Source organism: Calothrix sp. UHCC 0171 (genome assembly GCF_034931845.1).
Lineage (GTDB): Bacteria > Cyanobacteriota > Cyanobacteriia > Cyanobacteriales > Nostocaceae > Brunnivagina.
Window position 1 is genome coordinate 85458 of sequence record NZ_JAYGHN010000009.1, and the last position, 22445, is coordinate 107902.

A 22445-nucleotide genomic window follows, 5' to 3' on the forward strand; every position below is an offset into this window, starting at 1 on the left:
GGATTATGTCAATTGAGAATTAAAAGTTCAGAATTAAAAGTTAAAAATTGTGAATCTAAATTCAATCGTATCGAATTTGCCATTTCTAACTCCCCACTCCCAACTTCTAACTCCCAATCCCTAACTCTTAACTATTTACTCCTCCCCAGGCTCGATGATACGTTGAAAAAGGTAGCCTGTACCTCGCGCTGTCAAAATTAGCTCCGGGTTGCTCGGATCATCTTCGAGCTTTGCCCGCAGTCGTGAGATATGCACATCCACTACGCGAGTATCTACGTGACGTTCGGGAGTATATCCCCAGACTTCTTGTAAAATTTCTGATCGCGAAAAGGCTTCACCAGAACGACTAACTAACAATTCCAATAGGCTAAATTCCATACCCGTGAGGCGAATGCGCTCGTCACCTTTGTATACTTGGCGCTTGTTAGTATCGATTTTGATGGTACTGACGTGGATAACACCGGAACTAGGAATACCAGAAGCGCCTGTTTTATCAACTCGACGTAATACTGAACGAATCCGGGCTTCAAGTTCTTTGGGGGAAAAGGGTTTGACAACATAATCATCAGCTCCTAGTTCCAATCCGGTGATCCGGTCTGCAACATCACCCAAGGCTGTTAGCATAATAATTGGTACATCTGATTCTTTACGTAGTTCCTGACAAACTCCGTATCCGTCCAATTTTGGCATCATTACATCCAAAACTACTAAATCCGGCTCCGCTTTGCGAAAGGTATCTAAAGCTTCTTCACCATCTCCAGCAGTGACCACATCATAGCCAATCATCGAAAGGCGCGTTTCTAATATTCGACGAATGCTAGCTTCATCGTCTACCACTAGGATTTTTTCTTTATGACTTTCCAAGTTTCTCAACGCTCCTTAACTAAAATTTTCATGATTAATTTTTACCACCATATTATTAAGATATCATTCCTATTATTTATTCGTAAAAACTTGTAAGTCTTGCAATTATTCACTTTTTCTTGCACTGTAAACTTAAAGAAAAAATTAAGATTATTTAATTAGAATAAGAAACAATAAGAATGGCAAAATCACGCACAATCTACGTATGTAACGAATGTGGCTCTGAGTCTCCGCAATGGTTCGGTAGATGTCCGGCTTGTGGAACCTATAATTCCCTCGAAGAACAGGTGACTATGCAAGCTTCATCGGAATCACCAAGTCGCGGCGTTGGTAGTTGGCACAATCAGTCTGGGCAGCGTAAATCTAGCAATAAGGTTCCCAAAGCCAGAGCTTCGCTGAGATTTGACCAAATTAGCGATCGCCAAGTACCCCGCTTACCTTCAGGATATGGCGAACTGGATCGGGTTCTGGGTGGGGGTATTGTACCTGGTTCTTTAGTGCTGATCGGTGGTGATCCAGGTATCGGTAAATCTACTTTGCTGTTGCAGGTATCAAATGAGTTGGCACAGCGTTATCGCATTCTCTATGTGTCGGGTGAAGAATCAGGGCAGCAAGTAAAGTTACGAGCTTCACGCTTGGGGGTGACAAAAAAAGCTCAAGATGACACCGATAATGCTGAAAATGAGGATGGGAACGAGAATAAACAAATTTATGATAACGGGAATGGCAATGGGAAGCCAAGGGAAGAAGCTCTCAAAGCTACACCTGTACCTGGAAATGAAGCTGAATTATATATACTACCGGAAACTGATTTAGAAGAGATTTTGCGGGAAATTGATTCGTTAAAGCCCAATCTCGCCGTCATCGACAGTATTCAAACGGTGTTTTTCCCCAGTTTGGCATCTGCGCCCGGTTCAGTCGCACAGGTACGGGAATGTACTGCGGGATTGATGAAGGTGGCGAAACATGAAGATATTACCATGTTGATAGTTGGACATGTTACCAAAGAAGGTGCGATCGCAGGTCCCAGGGTACTGGAACACTTGGTAGATACGGTATTGTACTTTGAGGGGGATAGATTTGCATCCCATCGATTGTTACGCACAGTCAAAAACCGGTTTGGTGCTACCCATGAAATTGGCATTTTTGAAATGGTAGCGAATGGGTTACGAGAAGTACCAAATCCCTCCGAGTTATTTATTGGTAATCGCGATGATCCTTCGCCTGGAAGTGCAATTACGGTAGCTTGTGAAGGTACGCGCCCGATTGTAGTTGAATTGCAAGCTCTGGTAAGTCCGACGAGTTATGCTTCACCTCGGCGTTCAACAACAGGTATCGACTATAACCGTCTGGTGCAGATATTAGCAGTATTAGAAAAACGAGTTGGTGTACCGATGTCGAAGTTAGATTCCTACGTTGCCTCGGTAGGTGGTTTGAATGTGGAAGAACCTGCGGTAGATTTAGCAGTAGCGATCGCTTTAGTAGCCAGTTTTCGCGACAGAATCGTGGATTCAGGGACGGTATTAATTGGTGAAGTTGGTTTAGGTGGACAGGTGCGATCGGTTTCCCAGATGGAATTAAGATTAAAGGAAGCTGCAAAATTAGGCTTTAAACGTGCGATCGTCCCTAAAGGAACCAAATTTCCCGATTTAAATATTGAAATTACACCCGTTGCCAAAGTAATTGATGCCATCATTGCGGCGATACCTCAGCAAAGTTTGACTGAAGAGGATTTTCCACCCGATGATGATGAGGAGTAGGGTAATTTTGGATAAATGCGATCGCGATTAGTAGGGATGATTTTGGGGAAGCTCGATTATGGGTAGGCTTGCTATTTGAGTTGTTGTTGCCATTAAATTCTCTGAAAACAGAAGACAATCGCGATCGCCTTAAAATGTAACAATTACAATCAAGCAAGTATTCTTTAGCTAGACACGGAGTTCGTAACGCACCAAATCCCCGCGAATGGTACGTTACGTATATTTTCAATAATCAATCGGACTCCTATATTTGGGTGTGATGGGTTCAGAGCTTAAAAGTATTTGTGTTAATTACATCTGTCATTCATTCAAAAGGAATATATAGCAAATGAAAATTAAAGGTATCAAACGCGGTCAAACAATTGAACTATTAGAGCAAATTAATGATATTCCTGATGGTGCGGAAATTATTGTTGATGTGCTTGTCTCACCAAATCAAATAGTTGAAACAGAGCAAGCCTTAAGTAATGAAGAAAAACTCTCTAAACTCAATCAATTATTTGGTGCTTGGCAGCATCAACCAGAACTGGTTGAAATATTTGCAGAAATTGATGAACAACGTCATGTTTATCTAGGCAGAAATATAGATGTTATTGAAAATACAGATAAGTAATAATGTACTTGTTAGATACGAATATTTGTATTGCGCTACTTAATAATAATTCCAAAGCAATTGCCAAATTCAACCTTTTCTTTGCCCAATGCTATATTTCGACAATTATTGTTTCTGAACTTTATAAAGGTGTCTACTGTTCGCAGCAGGTTGAAAAGAATCTAGAAACTTTGGCACAGTTTACCCAACTGATAACAGTTGAACCATTTGACATAGATGCGGCTGTTGAGTTTGGTAAGATTCAAAGCGAACTCAGAAAAATTGGTAAACCAACAGGGGAAATTGATGCGTTGATTGGTGCGGTTGCAAGATATCGTAACGATATTTTGGTGACTAATAACATCAAAGATTTTGAGAATATCCCCAATTTACGGCTAGAAAACTGGCTGGAGTGATAAGCAAAGTAATCCATAAATCAAAATAAACAGTAATCTTACTGAAAAATTCTGGTAAATGCTTGATAATACTTCCATCTGCCAGTAAATATACAGTTATGCTCTGTTGCCTTAACCCAGCTTGTCATAATCCTTCCGTACCTGATGGTACAAAATACTGCCCCAATTGCCATGTTCCCTTGGTAATACTGAGAAACCGCTATCGTCCGGTTAAATCCTTGGGTGGTGGGGGTTTTGGCAAAACCTATTTGGCAGAAGATACAGACAAGTTGGATGAAAAATGCGTTATTAAGCAGTTTGCACCACAAGTTCAAGAAACAGCAGCACTGCAAAAAGCGACGGAATTATTTGAAGAGGAAGCGAAAAGACTGCAACAGTTAGGAGAACATCCACAAATTCCCACTTTGTTGGCTTATTTTCAAGAAGATAGTCGTTTATATTTGGTGCAGCAGTTTATTGACGGGCAGAATTTATTAAAGGAATTGCAACAGCAAGGAACTTTCAGCGAGGGAAAGATACGGGATTTATTGCAGGATTTGTTAAATATTCTCCAGGTTGTACATCAACAAAAGGTTATTCATCGAGATATTAAGCCAGATAATATAATTCAGCGTGGGGATGGCAAGATTGTTTTAATTGACTTTGGTGCATCCAAGCAACTGACAAAAACAGTGATGACAGCAAAAGGAACAACAATTGGAACCTTTGGTTATGCACCGTTGGAGCAAATGCAGGATGGAAAAGTTTATCCAGCCAGCGATTTATATAGTTTGGGTGCAACTTGCTTTCATTTATTGAGTGGAATTCATCCTTGGCAATTGTGGAAAAGTCAAGGTTATGGGTGGGTGAGGAATTGGAGACAGCATTTACAGCAAGCAGTGAGTGAAGAATTGGGGCAAATTCTGGATAAATTGTTGCAGGAAGAATATCAGCAGCGCTATCAATCGGTTGGGGAAGTTTTACAAGATTTGAATTTCCAGCCAGTAATTGCAACCCCAGTATCACCTTTAGCTTCTACAGTAATTCCTCATTCACCAGCATCAATATCAGCAGCACCACAAGGATTATTAAAAAAGCTATCTAAACAAAATTTTAATTTCAGAAAAATATTACTACTGGGTGCTGCTGTTACATTAGTTGGAACTCAAATATATGGTTATGTTCGCTATGGCTTGTTGCCAACTAATCCCATCTCTATAATTGCTAGCATACCAAGCGGAGTTTTATTACAAAGAACCCTCAAAGGGCATTCCGGCGGGGTTTTTTCCGTTGCCATCAGCCCAGATGGTAAAACCCTTGCCAGTGGTAGTAATGACGGAACCATCAAACTGTGGAATATCAAAACAGGAGAGCAAATCCGTAGCCTCAGAGACCATTTTGGCGTAGTTTGGTCTGTCGCCATCAGCCAAGATGGCAAAACCCTTGCTAGTGGTAGTAATGACGGAACCATCAAACTGTGGAATATCGAAACAGGAGAGCAAACTCGTATCTTCACAGGACATTCCAAGGCGGTTTTTTCCGTGGTCATCAGCCCAGGTACTAAATTCCTTTCCCTTTTCAGTGGTAGTGCTGACAACACAATCAAAGAGTGGGTTCTAGCAACAGGAGAGCAAATCGACACCCTCACCGGGCATTCTAAGGCAGTTTTTTCGGTCGCTATCAACCGATTTGCCACAACTCTTGCCAGTGGTAGTAATGACAACACCATCAAACTGTGGAATCGAGGAGGAAAAGAAATCCGAACCCTCACTGGTCATTCTGACTGGCTTATTTCCGTCGCTTTTAGCCCAGATGGTGAAACCCTTGTCAGTGGTAGTCGTGACCATACTATCAAATTGTGGAATATCGCAACTGGAAAGGAAATCCGCACTCTTACAGGACATTCTAACTATGTCAATTCTGTTGCCATCAGCCCAGATGGCAATATTCTTGCCAGTGGTAGTTTTGACAAGACCATCAAACTGTGGAATCTCGCAACCGGAGAGCTAATCCGTACCCTCACAGGGCATTCCGCCTCGGTTCGTTCCGTCGCCTTTAGCCCAGATGGTAAAACTCTTGTCAGTAGTGGTTTTGACAAGACCATCAAAATTTGGCGGTTGAAGTAGTAAGTGCTGCGATCGCAGTTTCGAGTATTGAGCTAGATACAGAAAAAGTAACCTAAACTAAAATCATAATCACCTGTTACTAAATCTGAAAACAAATGAACTGGAAACTTGACGAAGCACAACAAAAACTGCCAGAAGTCATTGATGCGATCGCGTCAGAACCTCAATTAATCTTTGAGCAGGACAAATTAGTTGCTGCAATCATAGAACCTAAACTGTTCCAAGATTTCCTGGTTTGGCATCAGCAACAAAAAGCATCTTCCCTCGCCAATGCTTTTGCAGAATTACGTCAAATCTGTACTGAAGATAATTACATTTTAGAAACTCCCCCACGATGTAGCGATCGCCATATCCCATTTACTGAGGAATAATATGAGCGTTCTCTGCGATACTAACATTCTCAGTGAGTGAGCTCGTCCATTACCCAATCCCGGAGTTATGGCATGGAGTCAAAGTATCTCATCAATTTTCCTGAGTGCGATCGCATTAGAAGAAATTTGCTACGGTTTATCAGCAAAACCAAACATCAGGATTCAAACTTGGCTTGATAATTTTTTGATAACTTACTGTCAGATAATCCCTGTCAGTCCAGAAATTGCTAAACGTGCGGGCGAATTAAGAGGATACTTACAAACTCAAGGAAAACCTCGCACTCAAGCAGACATAATTATTGCGGCAACTGCTGCAATTCATCAAATAACATTAGTAACCAGAAATACCAAGGACTTCGAGGGATGTGGTACTACCATACTTAATCCATTTACTTGAGTTTGTTGTTTGGAAGTAGCTATTAGCGAATTATAGTTTTATTGGTGCGATGCTTTGGGGTATTAGTTTTGCGATATCCCTACGGAACGCTGCGCGATCGCCTACTTAAAATTGAAATTGAGTATCAAAAATAGTCACCACAATAATTACTATAGAATTTCAAGTTAGGATGAAACGAGAGAGGAGATTTTGTTGTTATGAATAAGAGGACTCAACTGCTCGAAGTAATTGCAGCTTTACCAGAGGAATTAGTTGACCAAGCATTAAATTACGTGCAAATGTTGCAAAATCCGATTCAGATTACACCAGGAGTTTGCGGGGGACAAGCGCGAATTAGAAATACACGAATTCCCGTATGGACTTTGGTAGCATATCGTCAACAAGGTGCCCCGGATGAGGAATTATTGGCAAATTATCCTGGATTGACTGCGGAAGATTTAAGCGCAGCTTGGCATTACTACGAACAAAACCGCGAACAAATCGCTCGAGAAATTGCCCAAGATGATTTAGTTTAATGGTATTACAATTTTATTCCAATGAAAATTTCCCGATCGCAATGGTCAATTTACTCAGAGCAGATGGATATGATGTATTAACTTCCTACGAAGCAGGTCAAGCAAATCAAGGTATTCCTGACGATGTTGTTTTGCAGTATGCTACGAAAATGGGTCGTGTTTTAATTACGGAAAATCGCCAAGATTTTATTGATTTACATCGCACTACACCAAATCATGCTGGCATGATTATTTTTAAAAGCGATCGCAATTACGCTGGAAAAGTCGAAGCAATAATTGATTTTTTGAATGAGGATAGTCGAAGCTTAGATAATCGTTTGCTGCGGGTTATGAAGCAAAATATAAAAGCAGTCGGACAGATTTTTGTCATACAGGAGTATAGTAAAAGTTGATTGCGATCTCTTCATTTGTTTTTAATGGCAGGTTTTAATAGGGGTAGATTTAGGAATTATTTATTCTCCCTATTTGCCACTTATGCCAGAAATTATCCAGTTAGAATTTCCTTTCGATTTAGCTATTGCTGTTGCTTTAATGGTTATTACCATTGGTTTATCAGCTTGGGAAAAACTTGGATTAGAGTTTAACCTGCTTGTCGCCACTGGGAGAACATTACTGCAATTGATGGTTTTAGGATATGTCTTGGATTTCATCTTTGCGCTGAGTAATGCCATGAATAATGCCGTGGCAGTTTTGGCGATGTTGGCAATAATATTCATAATTTCGACAACTGTAACGCGCAATCGCATCAGTACAAAAATTCCCTTAGTTTTACCATTGGTTGGGGCTTCATTGTTTGTCAGTACAGCCTTAACTGTTTTATATGTCAATTTTTTGATTATTCAACCGAAACCTTGGTTTGATGCCAGATATCTAATTCCGGTAGCTGGTTTGGTGTTGGGTGGCGCGATGAATGCTGCTGCCTTAGCTGGCGAACGTTTGGTAAAAACAATTGATTCGAGTCATTTAGAAATTGAGACACATTTGAGTTTAGGTGCAACACCCCAGCAAGCAGTGGCACAGTACCGTAAAGATGCGATTCGCGCCGGGTTAATACCTGCAATTAATCAAATGACACTTGTGGGGATGGTGACATTACCAGGAGTTTTTAGCGGACAGTTGCTTGGTGGTGTGAAACCAGAAGAAGCTGCATCCTATGAAATTGTAATTTTATTTGCGATCGCTTTTGCTAATCTCCTCACTACAGTTCTACTCACACGAGGTTTATCCAGGCAATTTTTTAATGATATTGGACAACTAAAGTAGGAGAATTAATCTGGATATTTGCTCAATCATTACGATAAAATTGACGCGGAGAAGAATTTAATGATAACTGATCAATAATTACGATACAATCGTTACGGAGATGGGAAGACAGGGAAATGCGGAGAACAATTTAAGAATAACTGAATTAACGAGATTTGATACTATTAATTATTTGGTACATTCAAAAAGAATTTTCAAAAATACTGAAAAATTACCAAATATCAACAGATATCTAGAAATTATGAGAAATTAGTTTGAATATTATGACACGTCATTCTCCACGTTTTCCCTTTTTCTTATATTTACGCATCATCGCAGTGGTAATTCTACTATTGCTAGGTTTGTGGGTGAGTCCGGGAATAGCACAAAATGGGTCAAAATATCCTGTAGTTGTGGATGGATATCAGATTTTTCAAGTCAGCGATTCCGGTCAATTTAGTGCCCAAGAACGAGCTAAATTAATCAATTTTCAACTCCGAGAGGTTGTAAAATCTGACAAAGATATTCAGGTAAAAATTGAAGAACGTAACCAATCACCAACGATTTTATTAGGCGATCGCTACTTACTAACTGTAACCGAAAAAGACGTTTTGCCAGGTAGCACAACTAATGAACAAGCTTCTCTTTGGGTTAAACAAATTGAGGAAGCATTAGCACAATCTCAGTCAGAGCGAAGTTTCCAATATATTCGCAACACTTCCATTTTGACTGCAAGTATCTTGCTGGGGGCATTTGCAATTTCTTGGCTGCTGGGATTATTCCGAAAACGTATTTCACGAATTGTCCAGGTCAAATTAAATGATGCACATGCACAGATACCGAATGCTGATTTACCCAAAGGATTAGCATTGCTATTTGACTTTATGCTTTCATTCGCCCGCGCTGGTATCTGGGCGGGAACTCTTATTTATATTACTAATTTATTTCCCTACACTCGGCAGTGGAGCTATCAAATCTCCTACATTTTAACATCTAGTTTCACATCTCAATTTATTACTCTAGGCAACAATTCTTACTCTTTAATCAATCTGCTCATTTTAGTCATTTTATTATTCGCCTTAATCATCTTTGCCGGAACCATCACTAATATCTTCCGCTCTCGTGTTTTAGAGCAGATAGCAGGGATTAACCGAGGCGCTCAAGAAGCGATCGCAATTTTGACGAAATACAGCTTGATTGTAGTTGGTAGCATCGTCTTATTGCAAATTTGGGGACTCGATCTCAGTTCTATCACAATTTTGGCTAGCGCCTTCGGTATTGGGATTGGCTTTGGTTTCCAGGATATTGCAAAAAATTTCGGTAGTGGTTTGATTTTGGTGTTGGAACGTCCAATTCAAGTCAGTGATTTTATTGAGGTGGGCAATTTATATGGTACCGTCGAGCGCATCAGCGCCCGCAGCACTGAAATCAGAACCCTAGACCATATTTCCATTATTGTCCCCAATTCCCGCCTGCTGGAAACCGAAGTCATAAATTGGAGTCACCGTAACCCCATTTCTCGCCTACATCTACCTGTCGGTGTATCCTACAACACAGAGCCAGAGTTAGTTAAAGAAGCATTGCTGGATGCAACTAAAGACCAACCTAATGTTTTAAATACACCTCCTCCTCAAGTATTCTTTAAGGGTTTTGGTGATAGCGCCCTCAATTTTGAGTTGCTGGTATGGACAGCAGAACCACACAAACAATTTTTAACAAAGAGTAATTTATACTTTTCTATCTACGAAGCTTTACGTAAGCGAAATATCGAAATTCCCTTTCCTCAACATGACTTGCATTTGCGTTCTGGGAATTTGACACTGTCCCCGCAGGTAGAGAAGGCTTTGTTGCAGCTATCTGAAGAATCTACTAACGGATACAATCACCAAGGTGGATAGTTTTCATATACAACAATTTTTCTTCGCATATTTCTGTACAGCAAAGGAAGCAAATGAACCTCATCGAACAGTTCTCAAAATTGTAGATAAAATAGATAGGTCATTGATATCAATATCGCCTAAGCAGACTTGACAAGCACTACATTGGTGTAGTAAATGGGGGTAATGTTTGAGTTTATTTCGTAGGTATAAGCACACTACACCGAATGATAGGCAATGTCTGACGACAAGTCGCTATCCTGCGGGAATGTCGAACAAGTCCATACATCTAAACAAGCGTTTCCATTCTGCTGGCATGTTTGTTTTTGTTGTGGTGTCTCTCTCCAGTGGATTAGGCTACCGTTTTTATAACCAACCTAAATTGGATGTGGGTAAGATAGCTCCCCAAACCCTGCTAGCTCCCAGTTTAGCCGAAGTTGAAGATGTGAAAACAACAGAGGAGAGACGTAGAGAGGCTCGTAGTGGCGCTTTAGCAGTATGGGTTGTCGATACCGAAGTTAATCAGCAAATTCATCAGAATCTTCGGCAATTATTGGCAAAAGGTGATGCAATCCGTGAGAATTTGGGTGATTTTCCCTTTGTGCCAACTTCAGCATTATCTACTGCTGTGCAAACTTACCTGCGACAAGCATCAGTAGCAGAATGGCAGGTAGTATCCCAAAACTTGGATAAAACTAGCAATCTAACTGGTTTAAATTCTGCCCAACAGGTAGCTGTAAGAGAAGTACGAACTTATCGCGAGTCGAATTCTGCCCCAGCTTTCTCGGAACTATTAAAAGCGATCGCTCAAGCTCGTCAACGTTATACTACCACCCGCAAGACCCTGAGTAAAAGCGCGATAGCTAAACCAGAAACCCCTTACAATACCAATTTCTTAAACCTATCTGATACTGATTGGCAGGAAACAAAAATTCAACTCCAGCAAACCTTAGAGAGAATGTTGGCACAGGGTATCTATCCAGGGCTATCCAAAGATAATCTCAACTCTGGAATCGAAATGCAGGTGAGAGTTTCCGTGCCGACAACCGCACAATCTTTGGCAAAGCGATTGCTATCAACGGTAATCACTGCCAATTTAATTAAAGACATGGAGCAAACTAAGCTGATTGCCGAACAAGCAGCCCAAGCAGTAGAACCAACAATAGTCTCCATTCAAAAAAGTGAAGTGATTGTTAAGGCTGGAGAAAAAATTACTCAAGCTGATTTTGTATTATTAGATCACTTTCACTTAAGTCAACGCGGTATAGATTGGCTCAGTCTGATGCGCTTTACTGTCATAGTGTCATTGGCGGTGGCTGTTTTCCGCATGGTAGAAAGAAAGATTCGCCCCAAACTACGCCAAAGCGATTATCTCTTAATTTTGCTCCTCACCCTAAGTGCGCCATTACTCATCATCTTCACCCAATCCTTAACAGGCTTACCTGCCATTGGTTTACTCCTTGGTAGCTTCTACGGCACTGCGATTGGCGGTACTGTCATGGGATTGTTAACAATATTGCTCTCAATCGGCACTGAAATGAGTTGGCATTATTTAATACCTAGTGCTGCGGGGGGAATTTTGGGTGGATTGATGGCGGGACAATGGCGATTTCCCGGTAGAGAAGGACTGCGAACAAGGGAAGAATTAGCTATCTTAGGGATATTAATTGGGTTGACGCAGGGAATAGTTTTTTTGGTAGTAAATACTGCGATCGCACCTCTTTGGTATGCTGTAATTGGTTCGGCAGCACTCAACGGTTTTGCAGGGCTGGTTTGGAGTATCTTAGCACTAGGGTTAAGTCCATACCTAGAAGCTTTATTTGATTTAGTCACACCAATTCGCCTAGCTGAATTATCCAACCCCAATCGACCTTTATTAAAACGCCTAGCTCATGAAGCGCCGGGTACTTTTCAACATACCTTGTTTGTGGCGACTTTGGCAGAAGCTGCGGCACGGGCATTACATTGTAATGTCGAACTGGTGAGGGCTGGGGTTCTCTATCACGATATCGGGAAAATGCATGATCCGCTAGGATTTATTGAAAATCAAATGGGGGAACCAAATAAACACGATACCATTAATGACCCCTGGAAGAGTGCCGAAATTATTAAAAAGCATGTTAGTGAAGGGCTGGTAATGGCTCGCCAGTACAAACTACCAAGTGCAATTCAGGCATTTATTCCCGAACACCAAGGAACTATTTTAATTGCGTATTTTTACCAGGAAGCACAGCAACAAAAACATCCTGAAGAAATAGTGCCGGAATCGGATTTTCGCTATGATGGTCCCATTCCCCAATCGAAAGAAACCGGAATAGCCATGTTAGCTGATGCTTGTGAGGCGGCATTACGTTCGCAAAAAGATGTCACCCCAGAAGCAGCGCTGACAATGGTAAACAAAATCCTGAAAGCGCGTTGGCAAGATAATCAATTGGTGGATTCAGGTTTAACACGGGCAGAAATGTCTCAAATTGCCCATATTTTTGTCCAGGTTTGGCAGCAGTTTCATCACAAACGCATTGCCTATCCTAAATTAAGCTCCAGTAATCAGCCACCAAAGTGATATGGGGCTGCTATTGAATTTTGGTTCATAGTCTGTGCTGGTGCTTAAAGATATGTAGGATAGCTAGAAAAAATTAATAACACATTACATCCGGATCATTACTGAAGCACAATGTAAGATTGTTAGGTATTGATTATCGGATTCATAATTATGTTAGTCAAAGTAGCCAAGAATATCAGAAAATACGAATCTTATAAATATGGGTTTGAAAGAATTAAGTTAGCTATTGAAGAAGAGTTTTTTTTAGAAGCTATTATATACGCTGAAAGTATCATCTCAGATAGGCTTCTAAATCATTTGGTGTATCGACAAACAATGTCAGAAAATGTGGAAAAATTACCAAGCATCAAAACAAGTTTGGCTGAATTAATTAAACAATGGAAAAAAATAGATGGGCAAGTTCCTTGGAAAGAACGAGAAGATTTAACAGAGGATATTGATAAATGGCGTTGTCAAAGGAACGAGTGCGCTCATAGTCTTGCTAAATCTAATCCAGGTAATCCGACTAAACCAGTAAAAGAATTTATTAATCTTGCCCGTGAAAGTGCAGTTGAAGGTAAAATATTAGCGCAATATATTTGTGCTTGGACACAGCAACAAAAAAGAAAAAGAAAAATACAAAAAGACAATATGATAGTTTAATCCTATTAATTATACATTTCAAATAAACCGATCGCACTAGCAATATGATGGTTTTGATAATTATGGAAAGATTGGTGAATGCGATCTCTCGACAAATTTTACTCGACAAATTTTAATGTTTAATATCATTTGCGTCGTAACCCAACATTTAGATATTTTAGGTAAATTGACAGTATATAATTATTCTATATTTAGTGATTGAATAACAAGTAACCGTTTTAAATCTTCAGCAAATATGGCATTTAAAGAAATTGTTGATGTTCTCAATGCTTTACTTACACCAGTTATTGCTGGGACAACAGTCTATATTGCTTGGCAACAATATCAAGTCAGCCGTTTGACCCTTAGAAAGGATTTGTATGAAAAGCGACTCAGAGTTTACCAGGCATTTATGTCATATTTGAGTGAAATAGTACGTGAGGGAAAGGTTCATCATAATCGTGTCATTCAGTTTTATGCTGAAGCTAGTGAAGGCGAGTTCCTGTTTGATGCTGAACTGGTGGAAAAAGCCGATGAACTTTATAAGCAAGGAATACAGCTATGGTATCTGCATAATCAACTTTATCCTTTTGATGGTAGTCCTGGACTTCCTGTCGGGGATGAACGTTCTCGTGTAGCGCATGAAGATTCAGAATTGCTTGAGTGGTTCATAAATCAAATTTCTACTACCCGCGAGCTATTCCGAAAACAGATGTCAATCCAGGAAAGAAGGGTTCCATCATTAGTTAAGTTAAATGGTCTGAAAAGGAAAAAAGTGTGATTTATTAGTTGTGTAGCGTGAAGCCTAACAACGCTCATGCAGACAGCGTCGGGAAGATCAAATAGTTGAATCGATCATCAGCCAAGCTATTGCCTCGCTTCTAGAAGGAATGGAAGTTGAGGTGTTCGTAACGACCAGCAATCTGGTCATAAACGGCAAGATCGCTCATAATGGATGGTAGACAACTTCGAGGATAGGAGCCGTCTATGTTATCGCCAGATTTGAAGGCACAAGTCTTTAAGTTGCCACCCAGCGATCGCCTCGCGTTGATATCTCTCATCGTTGAATCCCTTCAAGAGAGTCCAGTTTCTCAATCTGAACGCTCTGCTGCAATTGGGCGGATGCGAGGCTTGTTAAAAACAGACCAACCTGCACCCACTGATGAAGAAGTGGCTGCCATGTTAGAGGAGCGACGGGTGGAGAAGTACCTCCAGTGAAAGTTTTGATTGATACCAATATTGTCCTAGATTTTCTACTGCAACGAGAGACTTTTTTCAAAGATGCAGAACGTCTGTTTCAGGCAGTCGATCAGGGAGAGGTTGTCGGCTATGTTACAGCGACAACACTGACAGATATTTTCTACATCTCACGTAGGCACACCCGTAGCATTGAACAAGCGCGGCAAGCAGTCTCAGAAACGTTGACCGCTATGGTAATTTGTCCAGTTGATCGAACTGTTCTAGAGTTAGCGTTTGATTCTGGATTGAATGATTTTGAAGATGCTGTTCAGATTTTTAGTGCGGTTGCTCAAGGTCTAGAAGTAATTGTAACTCGTGATGCTGAAGGTTTTTCGAGTTCGCCTATCCCCGTGTTATCCGTTCAGGAGTTGTTACAGCAGGTCAGGCAACAAAATGGTGGTTAAGTTGATTAGGAGCTATATATTGCGATCGCATTGTCAGCTTTTCGCAAATGCTATCCAACGTTACTGAGACAACGCGATCGCATTTCAGATTAAATCACAAAATAACAACCAATAAAAAATCCCTTTCCGGATCGAAAAGGGATAATTTTTAAAATTCAGAAAGAGATCAAAACTTTCCAGCTAAAGCATCAACACATCGCTCACATAACAATGGATCATTTTTTGATTCCCCCACATGGGTGGAATAATTCCAACATCGATCGCATTTCTCCCCTTCAGCATCAACTACCCCAATTCCCCAATTTTCACCCACAGAATTATATTTTAATCCTGCAAGTTTCTCGGCTGAATCTAACAGTTCAACTTGGGAAGTAATCAACAAATAACGTAATTCATCGATACCGTTGCTATTATTTTCCAATGCCTGCAAAGAATTACGTAATTCCCCATCATTGATGTATAACAACACCTTCGCTTCCAAAGACGAACCAATATTTTTATCAACCCGTGCTTGTTCCAATACCTTGTTGACATCATTGCGAATATCCCGCAATTTCTCCCAGAAGGCGGCGATTTCGGGATTTTGCCATTTTGCATCCAAATTTACCCAACCAGCCTCAAATACCGATTTGTAGGGGGTTTTGTAGGGTAAAAACTGCCAGATATCCTCAGCTAAATGACATAATACAGGCGCGATCGCACGGGTTAAGTTTTCCAGTGCCAGGTACAATACGGTTTGACAACTGCGGCGACGAAAACCGTCGGCTGTGCTGATGTACAATCTGTCTTTGGCGATGTCGATATAAAAACTCGATAAATCTACCACACAGAAATTTTGGACTGTTTGGAAGAAACGGAAGAATTGGAAGCTTTCAAAGGCATCTGTAACTTCGTTAAATACCTCCGTCATCCGGTGCAACATGTATTTATCGACTGCGGGTAATTTATCGTAGGGAACCGCATGTTTTTCCGGGTCAAAATCATGTAAATTACCTAACAAAACCCTGGCTGTATTGCGAATTTTCCCGCGAATGTCTCCCAATTGTTTGAGGACATTTTTACCGATACGTTGATCATTGGTGTAGTCTACCGAAGACACCCACAACCGCAACACATCTGCACCGTAAGGAGGTTCTTCCTTCTGATTTTTACCGCCATTGATGACGTGATTCGGATCGAGTACATTACCCAGGGATTTGCTCATTTTGAAGCCCTTTTCATCTAGGGTAAATCCATGCGTCAACACTGTTTTATATGGCGCACAATCATTGACAGCCACACTGGTAAGTAAACTCGACTGGAACCAACCCCGGTGTTGATCGGAACCTTCCAAATATATATCAACTGGGTAACGTTCCAACTCTTGACGCTGCTGCACAACCGAAGCCCAGGAGGAACCGGAATCAAACCAGACATCCATAGTGTCGAAGCCTTGACGATACTTGCGTCCGTTGTGGCGGTACTGTTCGGGTAACAATTCCTCCACCGACATTTCCCACCAAGCATCGGAACCTTTTTCGGCAAAGATATCGCGGATATGATTGATGGTTTCTTCCGTCATCAATGGTTCGTTGGTTTCTTCATCGTAAAATACGGGGATAGGTACACCCCAACTACGCTGACGCGAGATACACCAATCCGAACGATCGCTCACCATGGGGGTAATCCGATTTTCGCCCTGTGGGGGTATCCAACGCACCTCTGAGATGGACTTGAGGGCGCGATCGCGAAATCCCTCTACTGAGGCAAACCATTGCTCAGTTGCCCGAAAAATCGTCGGTTTCTTTGTCCGCCAATCGTAGGGATATTTGTGTTGATAGGGTTCTTCTTTTAACAACGCACCCACCGCAGACATGGCATCAATCACAGCCTGATTGCCATCACCTAAGACATTCAACCCCGCAAACTGTCCTGCTTCCTGGGTAAAATTCCCGCCATCATCGACAGGGGAGAGAATTGGTAAACCATACTTTTGCCCAGTGATGTAATCTTCTTGACCATGACCGGGAGCCGTATGTACTAAACCTGTACCGGAATCAGTAGTAATATAATCACCACCAAGCAGGATTTGACTCTCGCGATCGTACAGAGGATGCTTGTAGGTGGAGTGTTCTAATTGTTTCCCCTTGATTGTGGCTTTTACAGTTAAATTCACCGCGAATTTTTCAGCCAGAGAATCAACTAAATCCTTTGCCACAATCAAATACTTAAACCGAATCTCACTCTGCGTCTCTGCATCTGGGCGCGGGGAAACCTCCACCACTGCATAATCCAAATCAGGATTCACTGCCACAGCTAAATTCGCGGGAATTGTCCAGGGTGTCGTCGTCCAGATAGCCACACCCAAATCCGGCAAATATTCCCCCAGAGATGATTTTGCGGCATCCGCCAAACTTACCATCGGGAAAGCTGCATACATACTCCGGGATGTATGTCCTTCCGGGTATTCCAACTCCGCCTCAGCCAAAGCTGTGCGCGAGCTAGGACTCCAATTCACGGGCTTCAAACCGCGATAGATGTATCCCTTCAAAAACATCTGTCCAAAAACATCGATTTGGGCGGCTTCATATGCCGGAGTCAGCGTCAAATAGGGATTTTCCCAATCACCCCAAACACCATACCGCTTAAAGCTGGCGCGTTGCCCATCAACTGCCTCTAAGGCAAATTCCTTCGCTTTTTGACGCAACTTCAAAGGTGTTAAATTCTGCCGTTCTGCCTGTTTCATATTTTGCAGAACCTTCAACTCAATCGGCAAACCGTGGCAGTCCCAACCAGGAACATAGCGCACTTTTCGACCTTGCAAAAGTTGGTAACGGTTAATAATATCTTTGAGAATTTTATTTAAAGCATGACCAATATGCAACGAACCATTTGCGTAGGGTGGTCCATCGTGAAGTATAAATAAATCGCCGGGATTTTCTTGCGAAAGGCGATCGTATATCTTGTTATCTTCCCAAAACTGCTGTATTTCTGGCTCACGCTTCACTGCGTTTGCCCGCATGTCGAATTTTGTTTGGGGTAAATTTACTGTATCTTTGTAACTTTTAGCTTCTGTCACAGCACTGATTGGTAAAGGAATATGAGGTCAGATTTTCACTATTATCGGTGAGAAGTTGAGGAGTGGAGAATATTGTCAGGGAAATAATCATCTTCATAGTGATTTCCAGTGTCTTTTGTAGTATGAGTGTAACACGAAATTTCGGAAATGGAAAAATGCGATCGCTCATATCATGTCTGGTTAAATACTTATTGTTAAGAGTGACATGGAGACTTAGAGACGCGGAGAAGTTTTGCCGTAGGCAGAGGGATTATTTGTAGTAATTTGTCAGCTTGACGACAGTATTAAGTTGATGTGCAGCTTAATTGTATAAAACGAAAACGTCAAATTACTGTAGTGTGGGCAGCGTTCGACTGAGCGCTCACGCCGAAGTCTTGCTCACCTTTGGGAAATAGCAAGCGAGACGCTTGCACTACTTATTTCCATCTAATTCCTAACAGCATTTACTGTGGGATTGGGGCGCAAACCCGATATTATTTGTGAAATAGGAAAATATTTCCTGTGCCTGCACCCAATCTACAGTTACAACTATTAGGAAATTATTACCAACGTTATAACCATTGATGACGAATCAAGTCGTAAATTTCAATGTACTTTTGTGCCGGATTTTTCCACGAGTAATCATATTCCATGCCTTGAATCGCTAACTTCTGGAATATATCGGGATTGAGATTGTATAAATCTATTGCCCGTGCCATTGCCGACTCTAAAGCATAATTATCACTTTCAAAGAAGACAAATCCATTGCGCTCTTCTGGGATATGCAATTGATCATAATCCCAATCAAACACAGTATTGACTAATCCTCCCACACCGCGAACAATTGGCACAGTACCATATTTTAAACTAATGATCTGTGTCAATCCACAGGGTTCATAGTTACTAGGAACAACCATCATATCTGCACCAGCATAGATGAGATGGGATAATTCCTCATTAAAACCGAGTTCGAGATGAACATCAGGATTTTCAGCTAAAAACTCCTGCTCATGGGCAAACCAACTGTGAATACTGGGTTCTGTGGCTGAACCTAGCAAAACAAATTGGGCATCTCGTTGCTGTGCATAATAAATTGCATGGTGAACCAAGTGAACACCTTTTTGAGCATCAAGTCTACCAATATATGCAATCAAAGGTTTATCACTATCAGCTAACTTCAGCCTTTCTCTTAATGCCTTTTTGTTATATGACTTTTGTGCAAATTCCGTAGTTGAGTAGTTGTATGGTATGTACTTATCGCTTTCCGGGTTCCAAAAACCGTAATCAATCCCATTGAGAACACCTTGAAAGCGATCGCGATGTTGATATAAAGTATGTCCCAAGCCACAACTAATATCAGTGTGCTGCGCTTCCCAAGCATGATAGGGCGATACCGTCGTGATAGCATTCGAGTAAGTAATACCACCCTTCATCATGTTTAAAGCAAATGGGTTAAAGTTATCCTGTAATTTATCGTATTGGAAGTAATATTCGGGACGATTCAAACCTGTTGCCTGCAAGACTTCATTCCCACATATCCCTTGATGCTTAAAATTGTGGATAGTGTAGCAAATGCGCTGATATTCCAAACCGTGATACTTATACATTTCATACAGCATCACCGGAACTAATCCTGTTTGCCAATCATGACAATGGATAATATCTGGAGTCTTATTACTTTGTTGTAAAAATTGCAATGCCGCCTTACTAAAAAAGGCAAACCGCATCACATCATCGTTACAACCGTAATAGCAACCGCGATGAAAGAAATTATCCTGCGAATGCGGTTCAATAAAAAAACACACCCGTCCATGTACCCAACCGCAGTATACTGAACAGTGAATTCTACCATTGTACCAAGGCACCCACAACTCGCGGTATGCATCATGCAAACCCCAAATATGGTCATAACGCATACAATCATACATCGGGAGAATTAACTCGACGGTATGCCCCTGATTTTCTAGTTCCCTGCTCAATCCGTACACCACATCCCCTAACCCCCCCGCTTTGATGACAGGAGCGCATTCTGAGGCTATTTGCACGATGTACACTTGTTCTACTCCCTGCTTAATAAAAGTTTATTTATAGATTCATCATATTAAGTATATGGGATATGTACTCATTGACAAACATTTGTATGAATGTAATACCGCAAAAATCTATCTTTTGCTGTAGATTCATATCCAAAAATTAATTCCTACCAACAAGACTTAACAGAATCCCACAACACGGTTTGGTTAAGCCAAGATGGCTATTAGCGGTTAGCTTTTAGCTATTGGCTTTTAGAATCAATATGTATAGATACTCCCAGTCTTATTCTTACCCTTTTCCTCCCTAACCGAACCGTATTGCATAATCCCAGACTAAGGTGATTTGCGAAAAAGAAATTACCTATCTTGATTGTTGGTGTAGCGGGCATCTTGCCCGTGTCTTATATACAAATTAGATGCGTCGCAGCTTAAATACAAGTTTGTAGTATTACGTCTCAGGCTAGATTACAAGTATTTTTACAACTTGTAATATTAAGGTGCTTGTACATGAGCATATATGTCAAATTTATTTAAGAAATTGTATTATTTGTAACAAAAACAATACTAATTTGCCTTATAGTATAATCGCTAACTAAAAAACACCAATATTGCTATCGAATAAATAGTTGTAAAAGAATATTAATGTAAGTGTTTAAGTAATTATTTGATGAAAAATTAGTTAATTACCAAACCAACACTTCAGTCGCTGGTTGTTTGCCAGTTTCTAATTGGAAATATGTCGTTAATATGTCTAGCAAAAGGCAATTTTTTTTCATTATTTGAGATTGAATCTGCCATTTGTTTAAACCTTAACTGGATGCATAAGCTTGGCTTAGAAAAAGATGCAGCTTATATCAATGGATTCTAAAAACTTATGCTGATGATAACAAAAACACTATGTTATGTATCTTGAGATATAAGAAAAGTCCTAACGAAAGAGATATGTACAAATATGGGGCTTTTTAAATTAGAATAAAGAACAATTCAAATTTATCTTTAAGTTTTTCTACAGCAAAGTAAAGAGGTAAAATGGTAGTACGTTCTGTGAACTATCTGAAGCCTCAGTAACATAACAGACACAAAAACATATGAACCCTCAATCGGAACGACGTATTGCATTAATTTCATTCCATGGTGATCCCGCAATTGAAATTGGTCGGGAGGAAGCAGGAGGTCAGAATGTCTACGTGCGTAATGTCGGGGAAGCCCTAGCCCGACTTGGATGGCAAGTTGATATGTATACGCGCCAAGTGAGTGCAGCGCAAGAAGAAATAGTTCAACACACCCCAGGTTGTCGCACAATTCGTTTTAGTGCAGGTCCGCTTGAGTTTATTCCCCGAGATGATTTGTTTGAGTATTTACCGGAGTTCATCGATAAATTTCTCAACTTCCAGCAGGAAAATCATCTTGTCTATGAAGTAGTGCATACAAACTACTGGATGTCTGCTTGGGCGGGAATGTATTTAAAGAAAGTAATTGGTAGCAAACAAGTTCACACCTATCATTCGCTGGGTGCAGTCAAGTACGCCACCGTCGAAAATATTCCGCCCATAGCCAGCCAGAGACTGCAAACCGAGTGTAAAGTTTTGGAAACGGCAGAACGGATAGTAGCTACAAGTCCGCAGGAAAGGGCACATATGCGTCAATTGGTTTCTACCAAGGGAAGTATTGATATAATTCCTTGCGGTACTGATATACAACGCTTTGGTTCCATAGATAGAGACGCTGCCAGAGTTGCATTAAATATCGAGCCTGATGCCAAGTTAGTGTTATATGTCGGACGCTTTGATCATCGTAAAGGTATCGAAACCTTAGTTCGGGCAATGCGAAAGTCGCAATTTTATGGTGACGAGAAACTGCAAATTATTATTGGTGGTGGGAGTGTTCTCGGACAAAGCGATGGTATTGAGCGCGATCGCATTGAAGGTATTGTAGATGAATTAGGGTTACGCGGTTGTACTACATTTCCCGGTCGTCTCAGTCAAGATATTCTTCCTACCTACTACGCGGCTGCGGATGTTTGTGTAGTCCCCAGTCATTACGAACCATTTGGATTAGTAGCGATTGAAGCAATGGCAAGTGGTACACCTGTAGTTGCCAGTGATGTTGGTGGGCTGCAATTTACCGTAGTTCCGGGGGAAACAGGTTTACTGACACCACCGCAGGATGTGGCGGAATTTGCCAAAGCAATCGATCAGATTATTTCTAATCCTGAATGGCGAAATAAATTAGGTGAAGCTGGAAAACGTCGGGTTCAAAGTAAATTTAGTTGGGATGGTGTGGCAAATCAACTGAGCGAACTTTATTTACAAATTATGCAAACGCCAACCCCAGTTGAGAAGGTAGTAACACCAGAAGCGGAACCAGCATTTAGTAAATAATATCTCCTCAGGGATTATCGCCAAGTAT

At 41.0% G+C, this 22445-nt stretch carries 19 protein-coding genes; 16 read left to right on the forward strand and 3 right to left on the reverse strand.

What is annotated here, in order from left to right; genetic code table 11:
* Positions 1-135: 135 nt before the first annotated feature.
* Positions 136-864, reverse strand: a complete 729-nt coding sequence (gene rpaB / locus VB733_RS09530) for a response regulator transcription factor RpaB (protein ID WP_096616847.1) — start codon at positions 862-864, stop codon at positions 136-138.
* 179 nt (positions 865-1043) lie between these two features.
* Between rpaB and radA the strand changes: the two genes are divergently transcribed.
* The 15 genes from radA (at position 1044) to VB733_RS09605 (ending at position 14966) form a co-directional block, all read left to right on the forward strand.
* Positions 1044-2624 (forward strand): DNA repair protein RadA, encoded by a 1581-nt coding sequence (gene radA / locus VB733_RS09535; RefSeq protein ID WP_323339844.1) that lies wholly within the window; start codon positions 1044-1046, stop codon positions 2622-2624.
* 328 nt (positions 2625-2952) lie between these two features.
* Entirely contained in the window at positions 2953-3237 is a 285-nt protein-coding gene (locus VB733_RS09540) for a hypothetical protein (RefSeq protein ID WP_323339845.1), read from the forward strand.
* A gap of 2 nt (positions 3238-3239) precedes the next feature.
* Positions 3240-3632 (forward strand): type II toxin-antitoxin system VapC family toxin, encoded by a 393-nt coding sequence (locus VB733_RS09545; protein WP_323339846.1) that lies wholly within the window; start codon positions 3240-3242, stop codon positions 3630-3632.
* 98 nt (positions 3633-3730) lie between these two features.
* The gene (locus VB733_RS09550) at positions 3731-5737 is read left to right on the forward strand and encodes a serine/threonine-protein kinase (protein WP_323339847.1); all 2007 of its coding nucleotides are present in this window, start codon (positions 3731-3733) and stop codon (positions 5735-5737) included.
* A 95-nt stretch (positions 5738-5832) separates the two neighbouring features.
* Positions 5833-6108 carry a prevent-host-death protein gene (locus VB733_RS09555; protein ID WP_323339848.1) on the forward strand — a complete coding sequence of 92 codons (276 nt, stop codon included), beginning with the start codon at positions 5833-5835 and terminating at the stop codon, positions 6106-6108.
* A 67-nt stretch (positions 6109-6175) separates the two neighbouring features.
* Entirely contained in the window at positions 6176-6505 is a 330-nt protein-coding gene (locus VB733_RS09560; RefSeq protein ID WP_323339849.1) for a PIN domain-containing protein, read from the forward strand.
* Between the two features lie 197 nt (positions 6506-6702).
* On the forward strand, positions 6703-7020 hold the full coding sequence (locus VB733_RS09565; protein ID WP_323339850.1) for a DUF433 domain-containing protein: 318 nt from the start codon (positions 6703-6705) through the stop codon (positions 7018-7020).
* Positions 7020-7412 carry a DUF5615 family PIN-like protein gene (locus VB733_RS09570; protein WP_323339851.1) on the forward strand — a complete coding sequence of 131 codons (393 nt, stop codon included), beginning with the start codon at positions 7020-7022 and terminating at the stop codon, positions 7410-7412. Before VB733_RS09565 ends, VB733_RS09570 begins: the two co-directional genes overlap by 1 nt.
* Before the next feature lie 82 nt (positions 7413-7494).
* Positions 7495-8283, forward strand: a complete 789-nt coding sequence (locus VB733_RS09575) for an ABC transporter permease (RefSeq protein WP_323339852.1) — start codon at positions 7495-7497, stop codon at positions 8281-8283.
* Between the two features lie 263 nt (positions 8284-8546).
* Positions 8547-10160 carry a mechanosensitive ion channel family protein gene (locus tag VB733_RS09580; protein WP_323339853.1) on the forward strand — a complete coding sequence of 538 codons (1614 nt, stop codon included), beginning with the start codon at positions 8547-8549 and terminating at the stop codon, positions 10158-10160.
* A 169-nt stretch (positions 10161-10329) separates the two neighbouring features.
* Positions 10330-12702: an HDIG domain-containing metalloprotein gene (locus VB733_RS09585; protein ID WP_323339854.1), complete on the forward strand. Its 2373-nt coding sequence runs from the start codon at positions 10330-10332 to the stop codon at positions 12700-12702.
* A 150-nt stretch (positions 12703-12852) separates the two neighbouring features.
* Positions 12853-13344, forward strand: coding sequence for a hypothetical protein (locus VB733_RS09590; protein ID WP_323339855.1), 492 nt, complete (start codon positions 12853-12855; stop codon positions 13342-13344).
* Positions 13345-13579: 235 nt separating this feature from the next.
* On the forward strand, positions 13580-14104 hold the full coding sequence (locus VB733_RS09595; RefSeq protein WP_323339856.1) for a hypothetical protein: 525 nt from the start codon (positions 13580-13582) through the stop codon (positions 14102-14104).
* A 206-nt stretch (positions 14105-14310) separates the two neighbouring features.
* Entirely contained in the window at positions 14311-14541 is a 231-nt protein-coding gene (locus tag VB733_RS09600; protein ID WP_323339857.1) for a hypothetical protein, read from the forward strand.
* On the forward strand, positions 14538-14966 hold the full coding sequence (locus VB733_RS09605) for a PIN domain-containing protein (protein WP_323339858.1): 429 nt from the start codon (positions 14538-14540) through the stop codon (positions 14964-14966). Before VB733_RS09600 ends, VB733_RS09605 begins: the two co-directional genes overlap by 4 nt.
* A 166-nt stretch (positions 14967-15132) precedes the next feature.
* On the opposite strand, the gene ileS is transcribed toward VB733_RS09605, so the two are convergent.
* Together ileS and glgA are read right to left on the reverse strand one after the other, a co-directional pair.
* Positions 15133-18024, reverse strand: a complete 2892-nt coding sequence (gene ileS, locus VB733_RS09610) for an isoleucine--tRNA ligase (protein WP_323339859.1) — start codon at positions 18022-18024, stop codon at positions 15133-15135.
* A 551-nt stretch (positions 18025-18575) separates the two neighbouring features.
* Entirely contained in the window at positions 18576-20057 is a 1482-nt protein-coding gene (gene glgA / locus VB733_RS09615) for a glycogen synthase GlgA (protein WP_323339860.1), read from the reverse strand.
* A gap of 1067 nt (positions 20058-21124) precedes the next feature.
* On the opposite strand from glgA, the gene VB733_RS09620 reads away from it, so the two are divergent.
* The gene (locus VB733_RS09620; RefSeq protein WP_323339861.1) at positions 21125-22417 is read left to right on the forward strand and encodes a glycosyltransferase family 1 protein; all 1293 of its coding nucleotides are present in this window, start codon (positions 21125-21127) and stop codon (positions 22415-22417) included.
* Positions 22418-22445 lie beyond the last annotated feature (28 nt).